This is a genomic window from Fibrobacter sp. UWH6 (genome assembly GCF_900142465.1).
Lineage (GTDB): Bacteria > Fibrobacterota > Fibrobacteria > Fibrobacterales > Fibrobacteraceae > Fibrobacter.
Map to the genome: position 1 here is coordinate 109,506 of NZ_FRAX01000010.1, position 18,419 is coordinate 127,924.

Sequence of the window (18,419 nt, forward strand, 5' to 3'; positions counted from 1 at the left end):
ACCTGTTACAGGTTTCGCATACGGACCATGACATCCGTCGTATCATTGGCCTTGACCGCAGGAGCGGCCAGGGTCTTTTCAATTTCTCCACGGATTTCGGCAACCTGTTTTTGCAGGCGGCCCAGGCGTTCCCCTTCCAGTTTGGGAGTCGCAATCATGGTCTTGCTGGTGGGATTGATCCAGGCGCCCTTCTCGTTCTTGAAACCGAAGTGCAGATGGGGGCCGGTGCTACGACCGGTGTTACCCACGCGGCCGATAACCTGACGGGGAGCCACCTTGGCACCGACACCTACACCGCGAACAGACAGGTGCATGTACCAGCTCTGGGAATTGTCGCGATGGCGGATTGCAATCTTGTTACCGCTTAAATCATCATAACCCGAAACCACGACCACACCTTCGGCCACGGCATAAACCGGAGTGCCCGTGGGGTTACCATAGTCAATACCGTGATGGCTCTTGCGCTGGCCTGTAATGGGGTGAATTCGGGAGCCATAGGGGCTTGTTACGTGGAGACGGTCCAAGGGGTAACGCAGACCGTCATAGACCAGGGCTTCGCCCTTTTCGGTATAGTGGGCGTTAAAGGAACTCTTGGGATCCGGATCCTCGTAGCGGAAGGCTTCGTGATGGCCCACAATGCGACCGTCGAATTCGGCATAGACCACCTTGCCGCTAATCCAGATAGAATCCTGATAGAACGTCTCTTCCAGAAGGATACGGAACTTGTCGCCGGCACGGGCCAGAGGGAAGGCCACCTTGCACTGGAGCACGCCACTGACGATACCCACCATGCGGCCAGGAATGCCCACCTTGAACAGGGTGCCGTTCAGGGTGCTGCCTTCGGTAAGAGCACCCTCGAAAATAGACATGCGGCGGGTCACCGGCTTTTCGATACGGCTATAGACGTAGCCCGTATCCGTCTTGCTCATCATGTGGATGGTGGCGGGAGAAGTGGCATAGCGGAATCGCTGAACGCTGCCTGTAGAATCCAGGGCGGCAAAGAAGACCTGCCCCACACGCATCTTGGAAAGTTCCACGCTATCCTGCATGCCAAGCACCAGCTTGCCGCGTTCCTTTTCGTTAATATGCATGCGGGAAAGCACCTGGAACAAGCCATCGCCAGCACGGACCGTATCATTTTCTACAATCCAGTTTCCGGGAAGCATCTGGGACTGTTCTATAGCCTGATTCAGGGAATCGATTTTGGCCTGAAGGGCGACACCCTCTGCCTGCAACTGCAGGATCTTTTCCTGTTCGTTACAACCCCAAAGGGTGATGACGCAAATGACTACCGCAAATTTTATAAAGAAACGGAACACAAACACCTCGACTATACAAGCTGCATTGTCAAATCTGCGAACCCTCAAAAAGCATCACATAAAATGCAGCTATTTCAGTTAACAAGCGCAAGATAAAAAAAGACCTCTCCCTTTGTTTGGAGAGGTCCTCAAATCATAAAAGATTTCAGCGCAAATTACTGTGCAGCGGCCGGAGCTTCTGCAGCAGCGGCGGGAGCAGCAGCCGGTGCAGCGGCAGCGGGTGCTTCTGCAGCGGGCTTAGCTTCAGCCTTGGGAGCTGCGGGCTTTGCAGCCTTAGCGGCGGGAGCCTTCTTTTCAGCCTTAGCGGGCTTCACTTCAGCCTTTGCTTCTTCCTTTGCGGGTTCAGCCTTGGGTTCGTCAGCAGAGTGGGTGTCGATCAATTCCATTTCGAACACGAGAGTGCTGTTACCCGGAATCTGCGGGCCACGACCACGGGGACCGTAAGCGATATCGCTGGGGATCCATGCGGTAACCTTTTCGCCAACCTTCATGAGCTTCAGCATTTCGGTCCAACCCGGAATCACTGCGCCAATGGGGAATTCCAGAGGTTCGCCACGATCGACGGAGCTATCGAACTTGGTGCCATCCAGGAGAGTACCGGTATAGTGAACCTTGACGATGTGGCCATCGGCAGGAGTTGCACCAGTACCTTCGGTAATTACCTTGTACTGAAGGCCGCTTTCGGTGGTAACGACACCTTCAGCAGTCTTGTTCTGAGCGAGGAAAGCTTCACCAGCAGCCTTGTTGTTGGCGGCAGCGATGCTATCCTTCATTTCCTTTTCCTTCTGACGGGACTGAGAAAGGTCGGTCAGGGTCTGGAAAATAACGGAATCGTTCATCAGGAAGCTTGCGGAATCTTCATTATAGCGTTCCTTGAAAGCCTGGATAAACACGTCGATGTCCAGATCGATGGAGTCGCGAGTCACCAGCTGGAAGTGAGCCTGGTTACCAAAGTGAGCACCGAGAGCGTAGCTATACTTATCCTTTTCAGTAACGAGAGCAGTCTTTTTTGCGGGAGCGGAACCCTGGCACAGCTGATCACAACCAGTCATAGCAAGAGCAATTGCACCTGCAGCAAGAAGCATTTTTTTGTTCATTTCATTCCTCTTTTTTTGTTAGACGAGTGGAAAAATAACAAAATGCGGCTTCAAAAGACAATCTGTAACGCATTTTTACCAAAAGATTTTCATATATTGCACTTTATTAAAAAAGTAAGGAATTTATATGTGTGGAATTGTCGCGTATATTGGGCAAAGTGAGGCTTTACCGATTCTAGTTGGCGGTCTAAAGAAGCTAGAATACCGTGGTTACGACAGTTCGGGCGTCGCCCTCATCGACAATGATGAAATCAGCACTGTCCGCGCATCGGGCAAAATTTCGGCATTGGAAGCTAAGCTCAAGGCCACCCCTGTAAGCGGAAGCATCGGTATCGCCCACACACGCTGGGCCACCCACGGCGCCCCCACCGAACAGAACGCCCACCCCCACCAGAGCTTTGACGGCAAGATTTCCATTGTCCATAACGGCATTATCGAAAACTATGCCTCCCTGAAGAAGCGTCTCCAGGCAGACGGCATCCTGTTCAAGTCCGAAACAGACACCGAAGTGGTGACTCACCTGATTGCAAAGTTCTACAAGGGCAACCTGAAGGAAGCGGTTCTCAAGGCCCTCTCCCTCATCGAAGGAACTTTCGGCCTGGCCGTCATCTGCAAGGATGAGCCCAATACTCTGATTGGCGCACGTCGCGGTAGCCCCCTGATTCTCGGTATCGGTCAGAACGAATTCTTCCTGGCCAGTGACGTTTCCGCCATCATCAGCCACACCCAGAAGGTGGTCTATCTGGACGACAACGACGTGGTGGAAATCCATCGTGAAAAGTACAACCTGCTGAACACCCAGAGCCAGCCGGTTCAGCACGAAGTCCAGGATGTGGAATTCGATGCGGACTCCATCGCCAAGGGCGGCTTCGCCCACTTCATGCTGAAGGAAATTTTTGAACAGCCCGAAGTGCTCCGCAACACCATGCGCGGACGCCTCCTGTGCGCCGAAGGCAACGCAAAGCTTGCAGGCCTCGACACCAACATCCGCGAGCTCCGCAACATCAACCGCATTATCATTACCGCCTGCGGTACCAGCTATTATGCCGGCATGGTTGGCGAATACATGATCGAAGATCTGGCAGGCGTTCCTGTTGAAGTGGAATACGCTTCCGAGTTCCGCTACCGCAACCCCATCATTAAGCCGGGCACCCTGGTGCTGGCCATTTCACAGTCCGGTGAAACCGCCGATACCTTGGCCGCATTGAAGGAAGCCCAGCAGAAGGGAGCCACCGCTCTTGCCATCTGTAACGGCGTTGGTTCTACCATCGCCCGTACAAGCGACGGTGGCGTTTATCTGCACGCCGGTCCCGAAATCGGTGTGGCAAGTACCAAGGCATTTACTTCCCAGGTGACCGTTCTTGCCATGATTGCATTGCTGTTGGGCCGTCAGCGTCGCCTCAGCTTTGAAAGCGGTGCAGACATCGTCAAGGCCATGCAGGAATTGCCGGAACAGGTGGAACAGACCCTCAAGCTTTCGGACCAGATTGCAGGCATCGCCCAGAAGTATGTAAAGGCCAACAACTTCCTTTATCTGGGACGCCACTACAACTACCCTGTTGCTATGGAAGGCGCTCTGAAGTTGAAGGAAATCAGCTACATCCATGCCGAAGGCTACCCCGCTGCAGAAATGAAGCACGGCCCCATCGCCCTGATCGACGAAAACATGCCCGTGGTGGTCATCGCCCCCAAGGACGCCCTCTTTGACAAGGTTATCAGTAACGTCCGTGAAATCAAGGCCCGAGGCGGTAAGGTTATCGCCATCACGACCGACGATTGTCACCCGCTGGATGAAATCGCCGACCATCTGATCAAGGTTCCCAAGACCATCAGCATGCTGATGCCGATCCTCACCTGCATTCCCCTGCAGCTCATGGCTTACCACATTGCCGTGCTCCGCGGAAACGACGTGGACCAGCCCCGCAACCTGGCCAAGAGCGTGACTGTGGAATAATCCGCAGGGTCTCAAAAGTTTGCAAAGAAGCCTCCAGGATTTTTCCTGGAGGCTTTTTCATTTGACGTCCAAACTAATCCTTGACACACCGTACCGAATAGAGCACATCCGCATCAAAGAATTCTTCCACGATGGAAATTCCGAAATGGGAATTCCTGAGGACGTAGGTGTAGGAACAGTCGATGATGCCTTCGTCACCTTCACCGCACTCGTCTACAAAGGTATCACTCCAGATAAAGGAATTATCGGCATTGTAGACGACATCGTCCTGTCCCCCAAAGCTACCCGTGACTTCCAGGTTGAATCCATTTGCGGACTGGAGGTTCTTGGGACCAAGCTTCAGAAGGGCATCCAGTTCCCCCTTTACCGGAAGGTGCCAGCCGTCGGGGCAAATTTCACGAGCTTCTTTCCAGCGGTAGAAGCGTCCATAGGTGGCGCAGTCGTCGCCATTAAAGCACTTGCTTCCCGGAGTCTTGAAGTTCAGATTCTCCGCCATCCAAACTTGTTTCCCCAGTTTGACGGTCTTGTATGACGTCCCGTCCCTTTCATCTACAAGGGCGCCCGCAAAGCACAGGGCCGTCAGCAACGAAACCCCGGCCATGACGCGGGGCAGAGACTTCAAAATCCGAGATGGTTTCCAGGTCATGGAGCAGCTCCTTTTCTTTGAATAAATCTAGATTCCATCCACCCCATAAAGCAAGACGTTCCATTCTGATTTTTCTACATTTTTCGCTCCATGGAACAGGAATTTTTGGAACAGGAAGATTACGAAGTCCGCATTGGAGCCTTCAACGGCCCCATGGACCTTCTGGTGTACCTTGTCCAGAAGAAGGAAGTTCCCCTGGAACAGATTTCCATTGCGGAAATTGCCGACCAGTTCTTGAAATGGGTGAACGTCTATAGCGAATCCACCAGCATGGACCTTTCCAAGGCAGGCGACTTTTTGTCGATGGCCAGCCGACTGATGGCGCTGAAGGTGCAGGAACTTTTGCCTGCCGAAGAACGCGACCCCGAAATGGAAGCGGAATACAACGAAGACCGCGAAGCCCTCATGAAGGAAATGCTGGAATACCAGCGATTCAAGCAGGTGGCCAGCGGCCTCCAGGAAATGGAAGGCAACAACTTCGGTACTTATTCCCGCGGCCGTCTCGAAAAGACCCAGTCCGACGAAGACACCCTGGCCGACGCCAACATCTGGCAGCTTTTCCGCGCCTATCAGAAGAGTCTGAAGACCAAGATTTCCGAGACTATCCACCACATCGAACTGGATTACGTCACCATTCAGGACCGTCAGCAGGCAATCAACAATTACCTGAGCGTCAATGGTCGCGCCCTGTTCGAAGACCTGCTGGACAACGACTCCCACCCCATCGTGGCAGCCGTTACCTTCATGGCTATGCTGGAGATGATCAAGACCGACGAAATCGTCTTTAGACAGAGCGAACTTTTTGGACCGATCTGGATTTACCGCAAGAAGAACAATGCTGATTATGCCGACGAAATGGCTCGCGAGACCGTGTTCTTCAGCAAGGATCCCGACGTCAAGCCCGGCCTTGTGGAAGCCATCCGTAACCAGGCATTGGCCCGCTCCCAGGAACAGTCTGTGGGAGACTTGGCCGCTGTCATGCGCGAAGCGGTGCAGTGGACCAACAACGGCCGCAGCGTTTCTGACGAAGACTTGACCGCCATGCTGGAAGGCAAGGTGGATATGTCCGACGTGCAGGAAAATCCCTTCGCCGAAATGATGAAGGCAGACGAAGCCGCCGAACAGGCCATGAACGGCACGCCGCAGGAAGGTACAGCACAGGCTGCAGAAGCCGCAGAAAATGCACAGGCTGCGGAAATGGTTAGCGAGCCCGCAGAACCGGCACAAGCCGCCAACGAGTCCATCGAAGAACCGGTCGTTGAACGTCTCGCAGAATTCGCAGACGACGAGTCCACCGAAACTGCCGCAAGCGAAGACCTTGGCGACGAGTTTGAAGATGGCGAGCTTGAAGATGATTTTGAAGACGGCGATGAATTCGAAACCGCAGAAGATGAAGAGGATGACGCCCCCGTCGTCGTAGTCACTTCCGCCGACGATGACGAAGAAGAGCCTGCAGAAGAGCCTGTTGTCGCCAGTGCAGCGGAACAACCCGACGCAACCATCGCAATGACAGAACAGCCTGCCGCAAGCAGCGATCCGTCCCAGATGTCCGACGAGGAATTCGCCGAGTTCATGCGCAAGGCCCAGGAATTCTACAACAACGGCGGTCAGGGCGAAGCCCCGGCAATGCCCATGCCAAAGCCTACCCAGGCCCCCGCCGAACCCGCCGTCAAGCCTGTCGAGGAGCGCCCGGTTTCTGAGACGCCCGCAGCACCTGTCGCACCGGCCCCGGCACCCGCAGACGAAAAAGAAGATGAGGACGAGGGCCCCATCTTCGCTGGCAACGAAATGACCGATGCTGAATATATCGCCTACCTTACCCGCAGTGCCAAGAACTTCGGCAAGAAATAATCCTCAAATTCACGAAATTTGAAAAACTACTAACCAAGCGAACAAATTCTCCGGCATCGGTAAGTAGTTATTTAGTTTATACACAATAAAATTCCGTATTTTGGGACAAAATTTCATTTTAAATTTGAGAATTAGAGAATTTCACAATCCTTTTTCATTCCCAAATGCGATTTTTCGACATTCTTCCGCCCAATTTCAATTACTTTATACAAAACAATACGAACCAAACAGCGATATATATGCCATTTGGTTCGTAAGAATCGCATTTTTCAGCATTTTTGACTGAATGCAGCCAACAATCGTCGCGGCAGTATGCCGAGCTAATCGTCGCTACGGCCGCCCAGCAGCCCGGCGCGGTAAGCCCAGTACAGCAACTGCATAATGGAACCGATAGCGGCCGCCACATAGGTAAGGCCTGCGGCAAAGAGCACTCCGCTTACCGTATTGTATTCGCGACCCTGGGCCACGATGTCCATGCGGGCAAGAGCCTTCTTGGCGCGGGCAGAGGCGTCAAATTCAACCGGAACAGTCACCAGCGTAAAGAGGGTGGCGATGGCAAACAGCAGAACGCCAACGATAGCCAGGGAGTACCCTAGGGCGCGACCGGCACCCATCAGGATGATACCGATAATCACAAGCCACGGTCCCAGATTGGAACCGATGTTGGCGGCGGGCACGATGAAGCTGCGGAGCCACAGGGGGAAATACCCCTGTGCATGCTGAATAGCATGGCCCACTTCGTGGGCGGCTACGCCAGCAGCGCTTGCATTCCTGCCGTAAAAAACTTCCTTTGAAAGGTTGAGGGTCTTGTTCAGCGGATTATAGTGATCCGAAAGAAAACCTTGATGCACATGTACAGTCACATCGGTAATGCCAGCATCCATAAGGATCGCCTTGGCCACATCGGCACCGGTCAGGCCGCTGGAAATATTCACTTTCTGCCCTGCGTTAAAGCGGGACTTCACCATCCACGAAACAATGCCGGAAAGGGCAAGGGTTACCACCAGGATGGACATATATAGGGGATCAAACATCATATTTTATACCTCTACCCTAAATGTACAAAACGGGGACTCCATAAACACGGCCCGCGTCATTATTTTTTCGTAAGTGGCTACATGTCACCAGTCTTCAGCGGAGTCTTGTCGCGAATGCGGGTAAGCACCAGCCCCAGCAGCATATAGAACACTGCCTGCAGCGCCAGGGGGTACAGCAAGGCCGAAGCCTCGTAAATGTCGGCACCACGCTGTTGAATGCTAAGCCAGGCCGGTACCGCAAAAGTGGAAGGCAGCAAGGCCGACAGTCCCACCATCCAACTGGGAACAAGGTAACTGGGCCAGCTGAAATTCGCCAGGAACAGAATGGGAATACTCATGTAGAGGAAAATCTGCATACTGGTTTCACGACGGAGGAACACCTGGGAAAGCACCATGCCGAAATTGATGGTGCTAAACAGAAACACCACGGCAAAGGCAATCATAGGTAGGAGTTGACCGCGACGGGGGAAGTCAAACAGATTATAGACCACGAAATGGTAGAACAGGATAAAGCTACAATAGTGCAAGAAGTACGCCAGGGAACGACCAAAATAGCGGTAGGGCAACTTCTCATTTTCTACGGCGGCTACGCGATATTTCTTGCGGAACTTGCGGTGGGCGCGGGCACCACCCAGAACACAGATACCGATCACCAGAGTCTGCTGCAAGATCAACACCAATACACTGGGAACCACATAATTGGAATAGCTACCCGTGTTGTTATACAACGTCTGGATGCTCAGGGGCGTAGGGTCGCGCATGGCCATGGCCTTGGCGGCAGGCACCTTCTTTCCCAAGGCAATACGTTTCACCTTGGTGGTAGCGCCAACAGTCAAGGCACAAGTGGTAAAGGCGGTTCCGATATTTCCGTGGAGCATCACGTAGGCGCCATGGGTGAACACATTCACGTTCACACTGCCGCCGTTGCGCAAGGTCTTTTCCATATCCTTGGGAATAACCATGAAGCCATAAATCTTCTCGTTGGCCAAGGCCTCTTCCGCCTCACGCATATCAGAGAAGATATAGCGCACGTCGATCTGCTGGGCCGATGCCGACATCTGTGTCAGCTGGCGAGACATAACCGTATGGTCCATATCCACCACGGCCACAGGCACCTTGGACACCGTCTGGTTCATGTAAGGCGTGGGATAATAAAAAGCATACAGGATACCGGCCACCACCAACAGCAAGACAGCGGCAGCATCCGTGTAGAAAAGTTTCCATTCAGCAAAGGCTACCTTGATGAGTCGGGCAAACAATTCAAACATTTATTTAGCCTCCTCCATCTCGTCGCCCATAATGCTTACGGAGCGCAGGTTAAGTTCCCGTTCACGTTCAGCCCTCTTTTTCCAGCGAGTAGACAGCATGAAAACTGCAAGCAGATGCCAGAAGAGAGCCATCCCCAAAAGAATCTCGATGGAATTCCAGGCGTGAGCCTTACCTACGGAACCCAGCAGCATGCAAGACTGGACCTTAAGTACATGGGTCAGCGGTAAAAGAAAAGCGAAGCAACGAACCGCAAAAGGCATGGCCATAATGGGGAACGTCTGACCGGCAAAGGCAAAGGCAGGGCCCGCAATCACGCCAGCCGCACTGGTAGACATGCGCATGTTTCCGGTAAGGCCAACAAACGCCGCACCGACACCATTACAGGCAAACACCATGGCCACCTGGCCACCGGCAGTCATAATGAACTCGTCCAAGGTCATAGGCGCCATAAAGCGGTGGGTATAGGCATAGACACCGATCATGGCCAAAGACTGGACAACACCCAGCGGAAGCATTGTTGCAAGCCACAAGATGGTGCGGGAATTACCGGCAGCAGCCAAATATTCACGTACGCGATGGTCACGGAAAGTCAAGCTGAACAAGTACACGGCTGCAAGAATACCTGCCAAATGGAAAATGGCCGTCACAAGCCCCATTCCCAGAAAGCCCTGATAGTTTCCGCTGGTATTTCCTACGGACTGTAACTGCACCTTAACCGGGTCGTCCATGGACTTGGTAAAGACGCCAGCCCCCACAGAAGAAACCACCGTACGGATTTCCTTGGTGGCAAAGGAATTGGTCAGGTAATTCTGGCCGCTGGAATAAACGGGAACCACCGGTGTTTCCAGGCGCAGCGCACGACGTTCCATGTCATAGGGCAGCACCACGAAAGCCTGAAGGTCACCCTTTACAACGGCATGTTCACATTCGCTAAAGTCATGGCATTCCAAGGCCACATCCAACACCGGGTTGGCCTTGAATCCGGCCTCGATCTTATCGGCCAGCTGACTACGGTCCTGCTTGATAATTCCAATGGGAATGTGCTGCAGGATTTCCGCCGAGAACACATCCACCATAAAGACAGAGGTTCCTACAGGCAAAATCAGAAGCACCAGCCACAACACCAGATTGTGGCCGAAGTAAACTTTGCGAACCGCTCTAAAGAAATTCCGAAACACTAGAACCGTCCAGCCGAATTACTGAATCTGATCCACGGGGAAAAGGACACTCATGCCCGGGCGGAGATTTTCAATCTTCTTGGTGGGGCGCATGCGGACTTCGAAAGACTTCAAGTCGAAACCGCCACTTTCCTTGGAGCTGCGCCAGGTGGCATAGTCACCCACAGAAGCGATATAGCTGACTTCCATATCGATATGAGCCGCCAGTGCAGGAATATACATCATGAAGACCTTTCCCTTGGAGACATTCTTCAACATGTCTTCGCGAAGGTGGAATACTGCCCAGGAATCTTCCAGGTCGGTTACGGCCACCACCGGCATACCGGAGCCAACCACTTCGCCTTCTTCCACCAGCTTCACAGAAACTTCACCTGCAATGGGAGCGCGGATCTTGGTTTCTTCCAGGTAGGCATCCACTTCGGCATTGGCGCCCTTAGCCTGAAGCACCAGGGCGTTGGCGGCAGCCTTATCTTCGGAGCGGGCACCGGCAAGAGCCTGGTCATACTGAGCCTTGGCGGCATCGGCGGCAGACTGGGAAGCCTTCATCTGAGTTTCGGCCTCGTCACGTTTCTGCAGCGGGAGAACGCCTTCGTTATAAAGTTTCTGAACGCGGTCGTAAGTGCTCTTTGCCAAGTTGGCGGCATCCTGAGCGCGATCGGCCATGGCCTTCAAGGCGGTAATATCTTCGGAGCGGGCACCATTCTTGGCCTTGGAAGCCTGGGCGCGGGCAGCACCGAGAGCACCCTGGGCCTGCATCTTCTTGGCCTCGATTTCAGGGCTGCTGATAATGGCCACAATGGCATTCTTTTCGACCATATCCCCTTCGCGGAAGAACAGACGTTCCACACGGCCAGGAACCTTACCGGCCACCAGAACGCGACGGGCTTCCATCTGGCCCTGCAAATAGGCATCGCGAGGTTCGGTAGCGAACTTCTGCAAAGTCGTTACGCCCAGGACAATCAGAGCGATGAGGGCGGCAACAACAAAAAACTTTCCTAAGAACTTGATAGCCTTCATTTGTCATTCTCCATTTCTAAAATCTTCGTGGTAAAACTTACTGTGCAGAGGATTCTGCAGCAGGTTCAGCAGACGGGGGTACAGGTGCAGCGGTTTCTGCAGCAGGTTCTGCAGCCGGGGCTACAGGTGCAGCGGTTTCTGCAGCAGGTTCTGCAGCCGGAACAGAGGGTTCAGCAACCGGAGCCGCAGTCTGAGCGGCGGGCTGAACTACAGGCAATACAGGCTGAGCCGGGGCTGCCACAGGTTCAGAAACCTTGGCCGGTTCAACAGGAGCCTGAACGTTAGCCATCATCTCTCCGGCGTTACCCACTTCACCACTGGCTTCCAGCAAGCCAAGCCATGCAATCACGGCATCGTAATGAGCCTTCAAATCGGCCACCTGCAAACGGGAAAGTGAAAGTTCTGCATCCACCACATCGAGGCCCGTAGCAAGGCCAGCCTCGTAAGCCAAGGTCTGGCTACGATGAGCTTCTTCTGCAAGTTCGCGGGTCTTCTTCAAGCTTTCCAGGCGGCTCTTGGCATGTTCCATTTCACGCCAGCGCTTTTCTACCAGCAGCTTGATATTATCCATGGTCTGTTCTTCCATGCTGGCCAGGGAGCGATCCAGAGCCTTGGCGTTTGCCACCTTGGAACGGGTTTCGCCACCCTTGAACAAATCCCACTGGAGCTTGGCGCCTACAGCCCATTCCGGCTCCAGAATGGTCAAATCCTTGGTATAAAGTTCCTTGTAGGCGAACAAGGCGATCATAGGGTAATAATCACCCTGGGCAGCGCTAACCGCATCCTGTGAGCGCTTACGTTCGGTACGCAGCTGACGGAGACCGGGATGCTTATCCAAAGCCAAAGCCTTGAACTCTTCCATGGAATGGATATTCTCGGGAGCAAGAACCGGAGTTGTTGCAGTCAGGCTGGTATCGGTATGCAAAAGGCTTGCAAGAGCCATGCGGGCCAGAGTCTGATCGCGGTAGGAATCTTCAACAGCATTCTGGGCTTCGGCCAAAGCCACTTCGGCACGGAGGCGTTCCGCCTTGCTAATCTGGCCGCCCTCTTCCAATTTTTTTGACCGCTCCAGATGTTCTTCCAGATTCTTCTTTGTATCCTCTCGCATGATGGTCAATTCTTCGGCCAGACGCAAGGTGAAATACTTCGTAGCCACGTCCATCAGGACCGTATTCTGAGCCATGTCGAAGGCAGCCTTCTTGGCGGTCACATTTTCCTTGGCGGCGTCGTAGGCGGCGGTGCGCTTGAAACCGGTAAACAAGGGCCAAATGGCAGTCAGACGAGCGTTAAAGAAAACGTCGTCCTGAACCTTCATCTCGAAATCCCTGGATTCCTTGATCTGGTCGGAAGTGGCCTTCTGGTAAGTTTCGGCCTGCTGAACGGCGGCGTTGTGAGCATCCCTGCTAGAAACCACGCCACTCCAAATATCTCCAGCCTTTTCATCAATAATGGTCTTAGCTTGAGCCTTGGCCTGAGTCTCCGTCAAACCGGCAGCCATCATCTGTTTGACAGCCCCATCATACAGTTCCCCATATTTCTTTTCGTAGGCGGCACTGTATGTAGAAATATAAGCCTTGGAATAAGCGGCAGTCCCTGCGATATCGGCCAAGGGTCCCTGCAAGGAACTCAAGTCAATGGTAATGGGATCGTTAATCTTGGTAACGCTGGCGGTCAAAGTCAACTGGGGCAAGAAGCGGGAACGAGCCTCGGTCTGACCACTTTCGGCCATTTCCACCTTGGCCTTTTCGGCCTTGATCTGGGAGTTACAGGATTTTGCCATGGCAATGGCATCAGCAAGAGAAATAGGCGTTGCAAAGGCAACGGCGCAAGACGACAATGCAATAAACAAGCTCTTATTCATACCACGTAAAAAATAATAAACTGGACTATGGTAAACCACATAGGTAAGCAAAACTTACGATATTTACGTTTTTACTACACAAAACTTACAACCTATGTAATAAATAAAAAAAGAAACCCAGCGTTTACCGCACTAGGTTTCCGCAAACTTTTAATGAAAAGTTAGATGGAGAACGCTACTTACCCAGGGTCGGTTCCGCTGCAGTCCAAGCAGAGGGGCCATAACCCATGGTGGTCAAATCCTTACGCTGCAAGCTATAACCCATGCCGTCAGCACTGGTAAGACCAGCCCATGCATCGGAATAGAGGGTTGCGTCATGCCAAGTGTAGAAGAACTTCGCATCGACACCAACACCTTCCTTGGAGAAGGGTTCCTTGACAGCGATAGTTTCACCGCGGTTAGAAAGCTTACCGGTATAGGTGAAAATCTGAACGTCTGCAGGGACTCCATAGCTGGTACGAACAAGTTCCGGACCCCAGTTATCGATAGAGATATCTTCCAAATTTTCAGGAATCAACAGGATCCTGCCATGGGCAGGAATGACACTACTGGAAGTGAATTCGAAACCGATACCTTCAATCTTCCAGCCCTTATTCACCGTAGTGCTGAAAAGAGAAATGTCAGCGTCAGTAGCATTTACCAGTTCCATATATTCAAAGGGCAAAGCACCCTTATCATCGGGATGGTAATGGATTTCATCAATATAGACGGAACCCAGCTTCAGAGCGGCATTCTTTTCACCCGGAGTGGCGCTAGCCAGGGGACCCTGGGCAATGGAACCGTCAGCAACATCGATCGTACCGCTGACACCTTCACTTGCGGGAATCCAGATGCTGGATTCCTGACCGGTAACAGTACCGTCTAAATAAATTTCACCACCAGTCTTTGCAACCACAAGTTCCTTATCAAAATCGTCAACACCATCCAGAACAAGATAACCGCCAGCAGGCACCACGCCAGATTTAATGGTCAAGGTATCGTTGCGACGTTTTACACGAACCCTCCATCCAGTCACATCTACAGCTTCAGAGCCAGAATTGTAAAGTTCCATCCAGGAATGATCAGCATCGCTGTCATAAGGCTTGACTTCGTTAATGCGAACCGTATTCACGGCATCGACACAGGCATCGTTGCCTACACCAGGAACGCCATAGTCAACAGCGCTGGCGCACCAGGAAACAGACTGGGCGGCAATGCCACCGGTATAGACCAGGGAACGGCCCTTACCATCGGCCAGGCTGGGCCAAGGAGGTTCGCTGCTGAAGGCGCAGGTAACGTCACCTTCACCACGGACCTTCACATTCACCACGCCACCTTCGTTAACCATCTTGCCGGTCATGTTACCAAAGACACGACCCGTAAAGGTGGGGTAAGTTTCCTTGAACTTGTCAATATCGTTGGTCACCACCACATACTCACCCTTCTTCAAGGGTTCAGCAGGGAAGTCGAAAGACACGTCGCCGCTCAGGTGCAGCAAGAAGTCCTGCATGTTGTCCATGTCCATACCGCCAGCGATATAGACTTCCACCCATTCCAGGGAAGAGCTATCCGGAGCGTTGTACATGATTTCGGAGCAGGCCATTTGAGGTTCATCCTTGTCGCTCAATGCGGAGCTAGACACCAGGACATCGGAACCAGCTGAAGTAGGAGCACTTGCGGAAGATGCAGGCACCAGGACTTCGTTTCCGTTATCGTCTACGGAAGTGATCATCTGAACGCTGGAACTGGATTCCGGTTCAGCGGAAGCACTATCATCGGAACAGGCGCTGAACATGCCCATGGCAGCCACGCAGGAACCGGTCAAAATAAGTTTCTTGATATCCATAGGAGACATCCTCTTTTTATAAAGCCTTAAGGTTTATATTACAAATTTTCTTCTAGGGTCTGACCCAGCTTGGTCCAATAAGGGGTCTTGAAACGGCGGGGATTTTCATAAAGTCTCTGCCATTCAGCCGCAGCATTTCCAAACTTGGAGAATCCACCCTGTTTAAGGTTCAGGAACCGAATCAAATCGATCATCCAGTAAGGCACCTGGGAACAGGGGCACTTCAACTCCAGAACCGCATCACAGCCCGGCAAGAAGAACCTGGGAATTCCCGTGGTCTGCATATAATGGGGGTCCACCGTATAGTCAAAACCATTCTCTTCGCGGAAACGCATGCCGGTATCGATGGTCACGCGGGAATATTCCTCGCGAAGGCCGAACCAGGCGCGACGCTTGTACTGGGTCAACAGACGGGGGTGAGCGCCATGCAGTTCTGTCTTATACAGAAAGTCCTTCAGATACTTACGATCCTTGTCGGTCTTGCAGGGCCATTCTTCCGGCTTCAGATGCCAAACTTCGCCTGGATTGATTCCCTTGATGGTGGCGCGACTCTTATAGCAGATACTCTTGATCTTGCGCTTTACCTCAAAGTGGAACGTCCCATCCTGAGCAGGGTGTTCACCATAAGTGCGAATACGCATGTTGAAGCGGTCCAGCAACTGTTTCTTCTTCCAACCCAGGAAAGTCCACGTGGGAGAATCCAGGTACAGGTTGGTAATCCAGTAAAATCCACCGGGCGTAATCTTGGAGTAATAGTCTTCTTCGCAATAGGGAGCAATGAAGGCGCCGATCTTGTCGGCCCATTCCACAGGAATGTGGTACTTCAGTTCGAAGCGTTCGAGAAGGCTAAAACCGCGGGCTTCTGCCATATTACTTCAGGCCCTTCTGCAGATGGTTCATGGTTCCTTCCTGGGAAAGCACACCGGCATACATCAGCAATTCAAGATAACGGTTCAGCACTTCGGTTTCAAGCTTGATGGCGCGCATATCGCTTTCGATACCGCTTTCACGGGCACGCAGCAACAGCAGCGGGTCGGAACCGGCATTCTTTGCAAACTGTTCAAAGATAGAGCCGGCATTCACCTGTTCCACAAATTCCTTCTGGACCTTCCACTGGGCAATGAGAGCGTTAATTTCTTCTACAATCTTGGTCACCTTCTGGTTCACGGAACGGACCACATCCATGTAGTCCCCTTCGGCATCCAGTTCAGCCACCTGGTAGCGAAGCTCGCTATCCTTGTTGCTGTCGAAGAACGGCAGACGGACACCCACATTCAAGAAGAACTTGTCTGCAGTCTTGCGGTTGTCATAATCGGGAACAAGAACGCTAGCCGTAGAAGTACAGTTCAACTGAGAGGTACAGCCTGTCTGGCTTGTAAATTCGTCCCTGTAATCTGCATAGGAACCTGTCGAGAATACATCATAGGCATCAAGATCCTTATACTTCTCCATCAGGGATTCCACCTTCATGGAGTAGCCGATACCTACATGGGAAATATAGTCGCGGCCCGAAGCCACATCCTGCCTGGCCTTGGAAGTTTCAGAATTCTTCTTGCCCAGAGCCTTGGCAATCTGCGGGAAGCTTTCGTCTACGGTAATGCCTTCCTGAATTTCCTTTTCCACTTCTTCCATGGTGGGGAGCCAGGAGGAATCCAGTTCCACGCCATCAAAGTCGGGCACCCACAGGCGGAGCTTTGCCTCGGCGTTAATCAGGGAAGTACTGTCGCTAATGAGTTCAGCCCTGAGGGAAGCTTCCTTTTCGAGGGCGGTCATCAGGTCCTGGGGATTAAAGCTTGCAGAACCGGACTTCAGGTGCATCACCTCGATACGGTCGGCATTCACCTGGTACTGTTCCTTGGTCAGCTTGTTCAGGCGGAGGCGCATCAGGTAATGGATGGCGCGTTCATAACGGTCATACATCAGCACGCCACGGTCTTCGGCCAGACGGGCATTCTGATATTGGACCTGGGCGTCCCAGTGGGCACGGTCAGCGGCACCTTCGCCAAAAGCCTTGGGGGTAATGCGAAGTTCAAAGTCGTGCTGGGCAAAGCTGAAACCATCAAGCTTGTAGCGCAGTTCCAGCTTGTCCCAAAGCTTGGTATTCCTTTCACCACCGGTCATCTGGGCGCGCTTCTGGGCAGCCTGGTAACGAGGGTCATTGTCAGCGGACTTGATCAGCTGTTCCCAAGTAAGAGGACCTGCAAAAACGGATGCGGCAAGAGCCAGAGAAATTAACCCAAACTTTTTCATATCAAAAACCTGTTATCCAAAACGTTCTATTTCAAAAACGTACTATTCAGAAATCGTTACCATTTCACCAAGGAGGAAGTGATTGTCTGCCGGAATGGAGATGGTCACTTCGCGACCGTAAATCGGCATTTCGGGCAGTTTCCACATACGGGTGGGGAACGGAACGATACGGCTGGAAAGACCCACAACCTTACCTTCGATAGCCTTGCCGGAACCGCCCAAGGTACGGATCTTTACCTTTTCGCCCAGGTCCATACGCTGGTACATCTTTTCGTGGATGTAGCCGCGGACCAGGGTGGGAGACTTATGAGTCAAGGTCACGATGGGAGTAAAGCTGGAAACCTTTTCGCCGTCGCGAACATTCACGGAACCTACAACCCAGCTTTCCTTGGCGACCTGGATCAGTTCTTCCTGTTCCTTCTGGAGTTCAGCCAGTTCCTTGCGGAGGTTTTCGGCTTCATTCTTACCGGTAGTCTTCTGGAGGCGGCCGCTGCTCTTGAGCAACTTGATCTGTTCGTTGGCGTTGGCCTGGGCCACTGCCAGTTCGTTCTTCAGGCTCTTGATCTGCATGGCCATGGCGTCGTTGCCATCGCTGTCGCCGTTAGAATTCTTGAGGCTCTTCAGCTTAGAGGCGATTTCCTTGTTCTTCTTGTATTCAGTTTCAAGGTTACGGATTTCGGCCTTCAGGGTCAAGCTGCGGGTAGCGAGAGTTGCCTTGACTTCGGCCACCTTCTGGTCGATTTCTGCAGTAGAAAGATTGCTGCGGCCTTCCAGGGCGTCAAGTTCGCGGGTCACTTCGTTAATGCGCAAAGTCAAGTCGGGGCGGTTCAGCTGGACGATGGTGTCGCCGGCATTGATGGCCTGGCCAGGAACCACATGGACCTTCACAATTTCGGTAGCGCTAGGAACACTGATGGTAGTTTCGTCAGCTTCGGCAATACCCTGGAACATGGTAGCCTTGCCCTGGTAAACCATACCCAGGACAATCACCACCAGAATGCTCAGGCACCAGGCATAGAGCAGCTTGTACTTGTAGACGTGGGCCACACCGGGATTGGTCTTGTGGGTGTTCCAGAAGTTATCGAGAATTTCTTCAATCTTAGACATCTTTTACC

At 52.6% G+C, this 18,419-nt stretch carries 14 protein-coding genes; 2 read left to right on the plus strand and 12 right to left on the minus strand.

Annotation, left to right across the window (positions count from 1 at the left end):
• Nucleotides 1-5: 5 nt before the first annotated feature.
• Together BUB73_RS09950 and BUB73_RS09955 are read right to left on the minus strand one after the other, a co-directional pair.
• Nucleotides 6-1,319: a M23 family metallopeptidase gene (locus BUB73_RS09950; RefSeq protein WP_073285407.1), complete on the minus strand. Its 1,314-nt coding sequence runs from the start codon at nucleotides 1,317-1,319 to the stop codon at nucleotides 6-8.
• Nucleotides 1,320-1,474: 155 nt separating this feature from the next.
• Nucleotides 1,475-2,416, minus strand: coding sequence for an FKBP-type peptidyl-prolyl cis-trans isomerase (locus BUB73_RS09955; RefSeq protein WP_083538093.1), 942 nt, complete (start codon nucleotides 2,414-2,416; stop codon nucleotides 1,475-1,477).
• A 127-nt stretch (nucleotides 2,417-2,543) separates the two neighbouring features.
• Here BUB73_RS09955 and glmS point away from each other — a divergent pair, with 127 nt between their 5' ends.
• Nucleotides 2,544-4,370, plus strand: coding sequence for a glutamine--fructose-6-phosphate transaminase (isomerizing) (gene glmS / locus BUB73_RS09960; RefSeq protein ID WP_073158752.1), 1,827 nt, complete (start codon nucleotides 2,544-2,546; stop codon nucleotides 4,368-4,370).
• A gap of 73 nt (nucleotides 4,371-4,443) precedes the next feature.
• Here the strand turns inward: glmS and BUB73_RS09965 are convergent, their stop codons facing one another.
• Complete coding sequence (locus BUB73_RS09965) at nucleotides 4,444-5,016, minus strand: FISUMP domain-containing protein (RefSeq protein ID WP_083539732.1); 573 nt, start codon at nucleotides 5,014-5,016, stop codon at nucleotides 4,444-4,446.
• A gap of 90 nt (nucleotides 5,017-5,106) precedes the next feature.
• On the opposite strand from BUB73_RS09965, the gene BUB73_RS09970 reads away from it, so the two are divergent.
• Entirely contained in the window at nucleotides 5,107-6,867 is a 1,761-nt protein-coding gene (locus BUB73_RS09970) for a segregation/condensation protein A (RefSeq protein WP_073285413.1), read from the plus strand.
• Nucleotides 6,868-7,187: 320 nt separating this feature from the next.
• On the opposite strand, the gene BUB73_RS09975 is transcribed toward BUB73_RS09970, so the two are convergent.
• The 9 genes from BUB73_RS09975 to BUB73_RS10015 all read right to left on the minus strand — a co-directional run bounded on the left by BUB73_RS09975 (nucleotide 7,188) and on the right by BUB73_RS10015 (nucleotide 18,411).
• On the minus strand, nucleotides 7,188-7,904 hold the full coding sequence (locus tag BUB73_RS09975; RefSeq protein ID WP_083539733.1) for a zinc metallopeptidase: 717 nt from the start codon (nucleotides 7,902-7,904) through the stop codon (nucleotides 7,188-7,190).
• Nucleotides 7,905-7,981: 77 nt separating this feature from the next.
• Nucleotides 7,982-9,172: an ABC transporter permease gene (locus BUB73_RS09980; protein WP_254793661.1), complete on the minus strand. Its 1,191-nt coding sequence runs from the start codon at nucleotides 9,170-9,172 to the stop codon at nucleotides 7,982-7,984.
• Nucleotides 9,173-10,351: an ABC transporter permease gene (locus BUB73_RS09985; protein ID WP_139259178.1), complete on the minus strand. Its 1,179-nt coding sequence runs from the start codon at nucleotides 10,349-10,351 to the stop codon at nucleotides 9,173-9,175.
• A gap of 18 nt (nucleotides 10,352-10,369) precedes the next feature.
• Nucleotides 10,370-11,368, minus strand: coding sequence for an HlyD family secretion protein (locus tag BUB73_RS09990; RefSeq protein WP_073285418.1), 999 nt, complete (start codon nucleotides 11,366-11,368; stop codon nucleotides 10,370-10,372).
• Between the two features lie 37 nt (nucleotides 11,369-11,405).
• Complete coding sequence (locus tag BUB73_RS09995) at nucleotides 11,406-13,229, minus strand: TolC family protein (protein ID WP_083539737.1); 1,824 nt, start codon at nucleotides 13,227-13,229, stop codon at nucleotides 11,406-11,408.
• 175 nt (nucleotides 13,230-13,404) lie between these two features.
• Nucleotides 13,405-15,054 carry a lamin tail domain-containing protein gene (locus tag BUB73_RS10000; RefSeq protein WP_073285439.1) on the minus strand — a complete coding sequence of 550 codons (1,650 nt, stop codon included), beginning with the start codon at nucleotides 15,052-15,054 and terminating at the stop codon, nucleotides 13,405-13,407.
• A gap of 38 nt (nucleotides 15,055-15,092) precedes the next feature.
• Nucleotides 15,093-15,923, minus strand: coding sequence for a polyphosphate polymerase domain-containing protein (locus BUB73_RS10005; protein ID WP_073285421.1), 831 nt, complete (start codon nucleotides 15,921-15,923; stop codon nucleotides 15,093-15,095).
• Nucleotide 15,924: 1 nt separating this feature from the next.
• Nucleotides 15,925-17,304, minus strand: a complete 1,380-nt coding sequence (locus tag BUB73_RS10010) for a hypothetical protein (RefSeq protein WP_073158730.1) — start codon at nucleotides 17,302-17,304, stop codon at nucleotides 15,925-15,927.
• A gap of 42 nt (nucleotides 17,305-17,346) precedes the next feature.
• On the minus strand, nucleotides 17,347-18,411 hold the full coding sequence (locus tag BUB73_RS10015) for an HlyD family secretion protein (RefSeq protein WP_073158728.1): 1,065 nt from the start codon (nucleotides 18,409-18,411) through the stop codon (nucleotides 17,347-17,349).
• Nucleotides 18,412-18,419: the final 8 nt, after the last annotated feature.

Excerpts from the sequence above, each read along its gene's own strand:
- BUB73_RS09955 (WP_083538093.1), bottom strand. The coding sequence starts at position 2,416 with ATGAACAAAAAAATGCTTCTTGCTGCAGGTGCAATTGCTCTTGCTATG.
- BUB73_RS09975 (WP_083539733.1), bottom strand. The coding sequence starts at position 7,904 with ATGATGTTTGATCCCCTATATATGTCCATCCTGGTGGTAACCCTTGCC.
- BUB73_RS09995 (WP_083539737.1), bottom strand. The coding sequence starts at position 13,229 with ATGAATAAGAGCTTGTTTATTGCATTGTCGTCTTGCGCCGTTGCCTTT.
- glmS (WP_073158752.1), top strand. The coding sequence starts at position 2,544 with ATGTGTGGAATTGTCGCGTATATTGGGCAAAGTGAGGCTTTACCGATT.
- BUB73_RS10010 (WP_073158730.1), bottom strand. The coding sequence starts at position 17,304 with ATGAAAAAGTTTGGGTTAATTTCTCTGGCTCTTGCCGCATCCGTTTTT.
- BUB73_RS09965 (WP_083539732.1), bottom strand. The coding sequence starts at position 5,016 with ATGACCTGGAAACCATCTCGGATTTTGAAGTCTCTGCCCCGCGTCATG.
- BUB73_RS10005 (WP_073285421.1), bottom strand. The coding sequence starts at position 15,923 with ATGGCAGAAGCCCGCGGTTTTAGCCTTCTCGAACGCTTCGAACTGAAG.
- BUB73_RS09980 (WP_254793661.1), bottom strand. The coding sequence starts at position 9,172 with ATGTTTGAATTGTTTGCCCGACTCATCAAGGTAGCCTTTGCTGAATGG.
- BUB73_RS09970 (WP_073285413.1), top strand. The coding sequence starts at position 5,107 with ATGGAACAGGAATTTTTGGAACAGGAAGATTACGAAGTCCGCATTGGA.
- BUB73_RS09990 (WP_073285418.1), bottom strand. The coding sequence starts at position 11,368 with ATGAAGGCTATCAAGTTCTTAGGAAAGTTTTTTGTTGTTGCCGCCCTC.
- BUB73_RS10015 (WP_073158728.1), bottom strand. The coding sequence starts at position 18,411 with ATGTCTAAGATTGAAGAAATTCTCGATAACTTCTGGAACACCCACAAG.
- BUB73_RS10000 (WP_073285439.1), bottom strand. The coding sequence starts at position 15,054 with ATGGATATCAAGAAACTTATTTTGACCGGTTCCTGCGTGGCTGCCATG.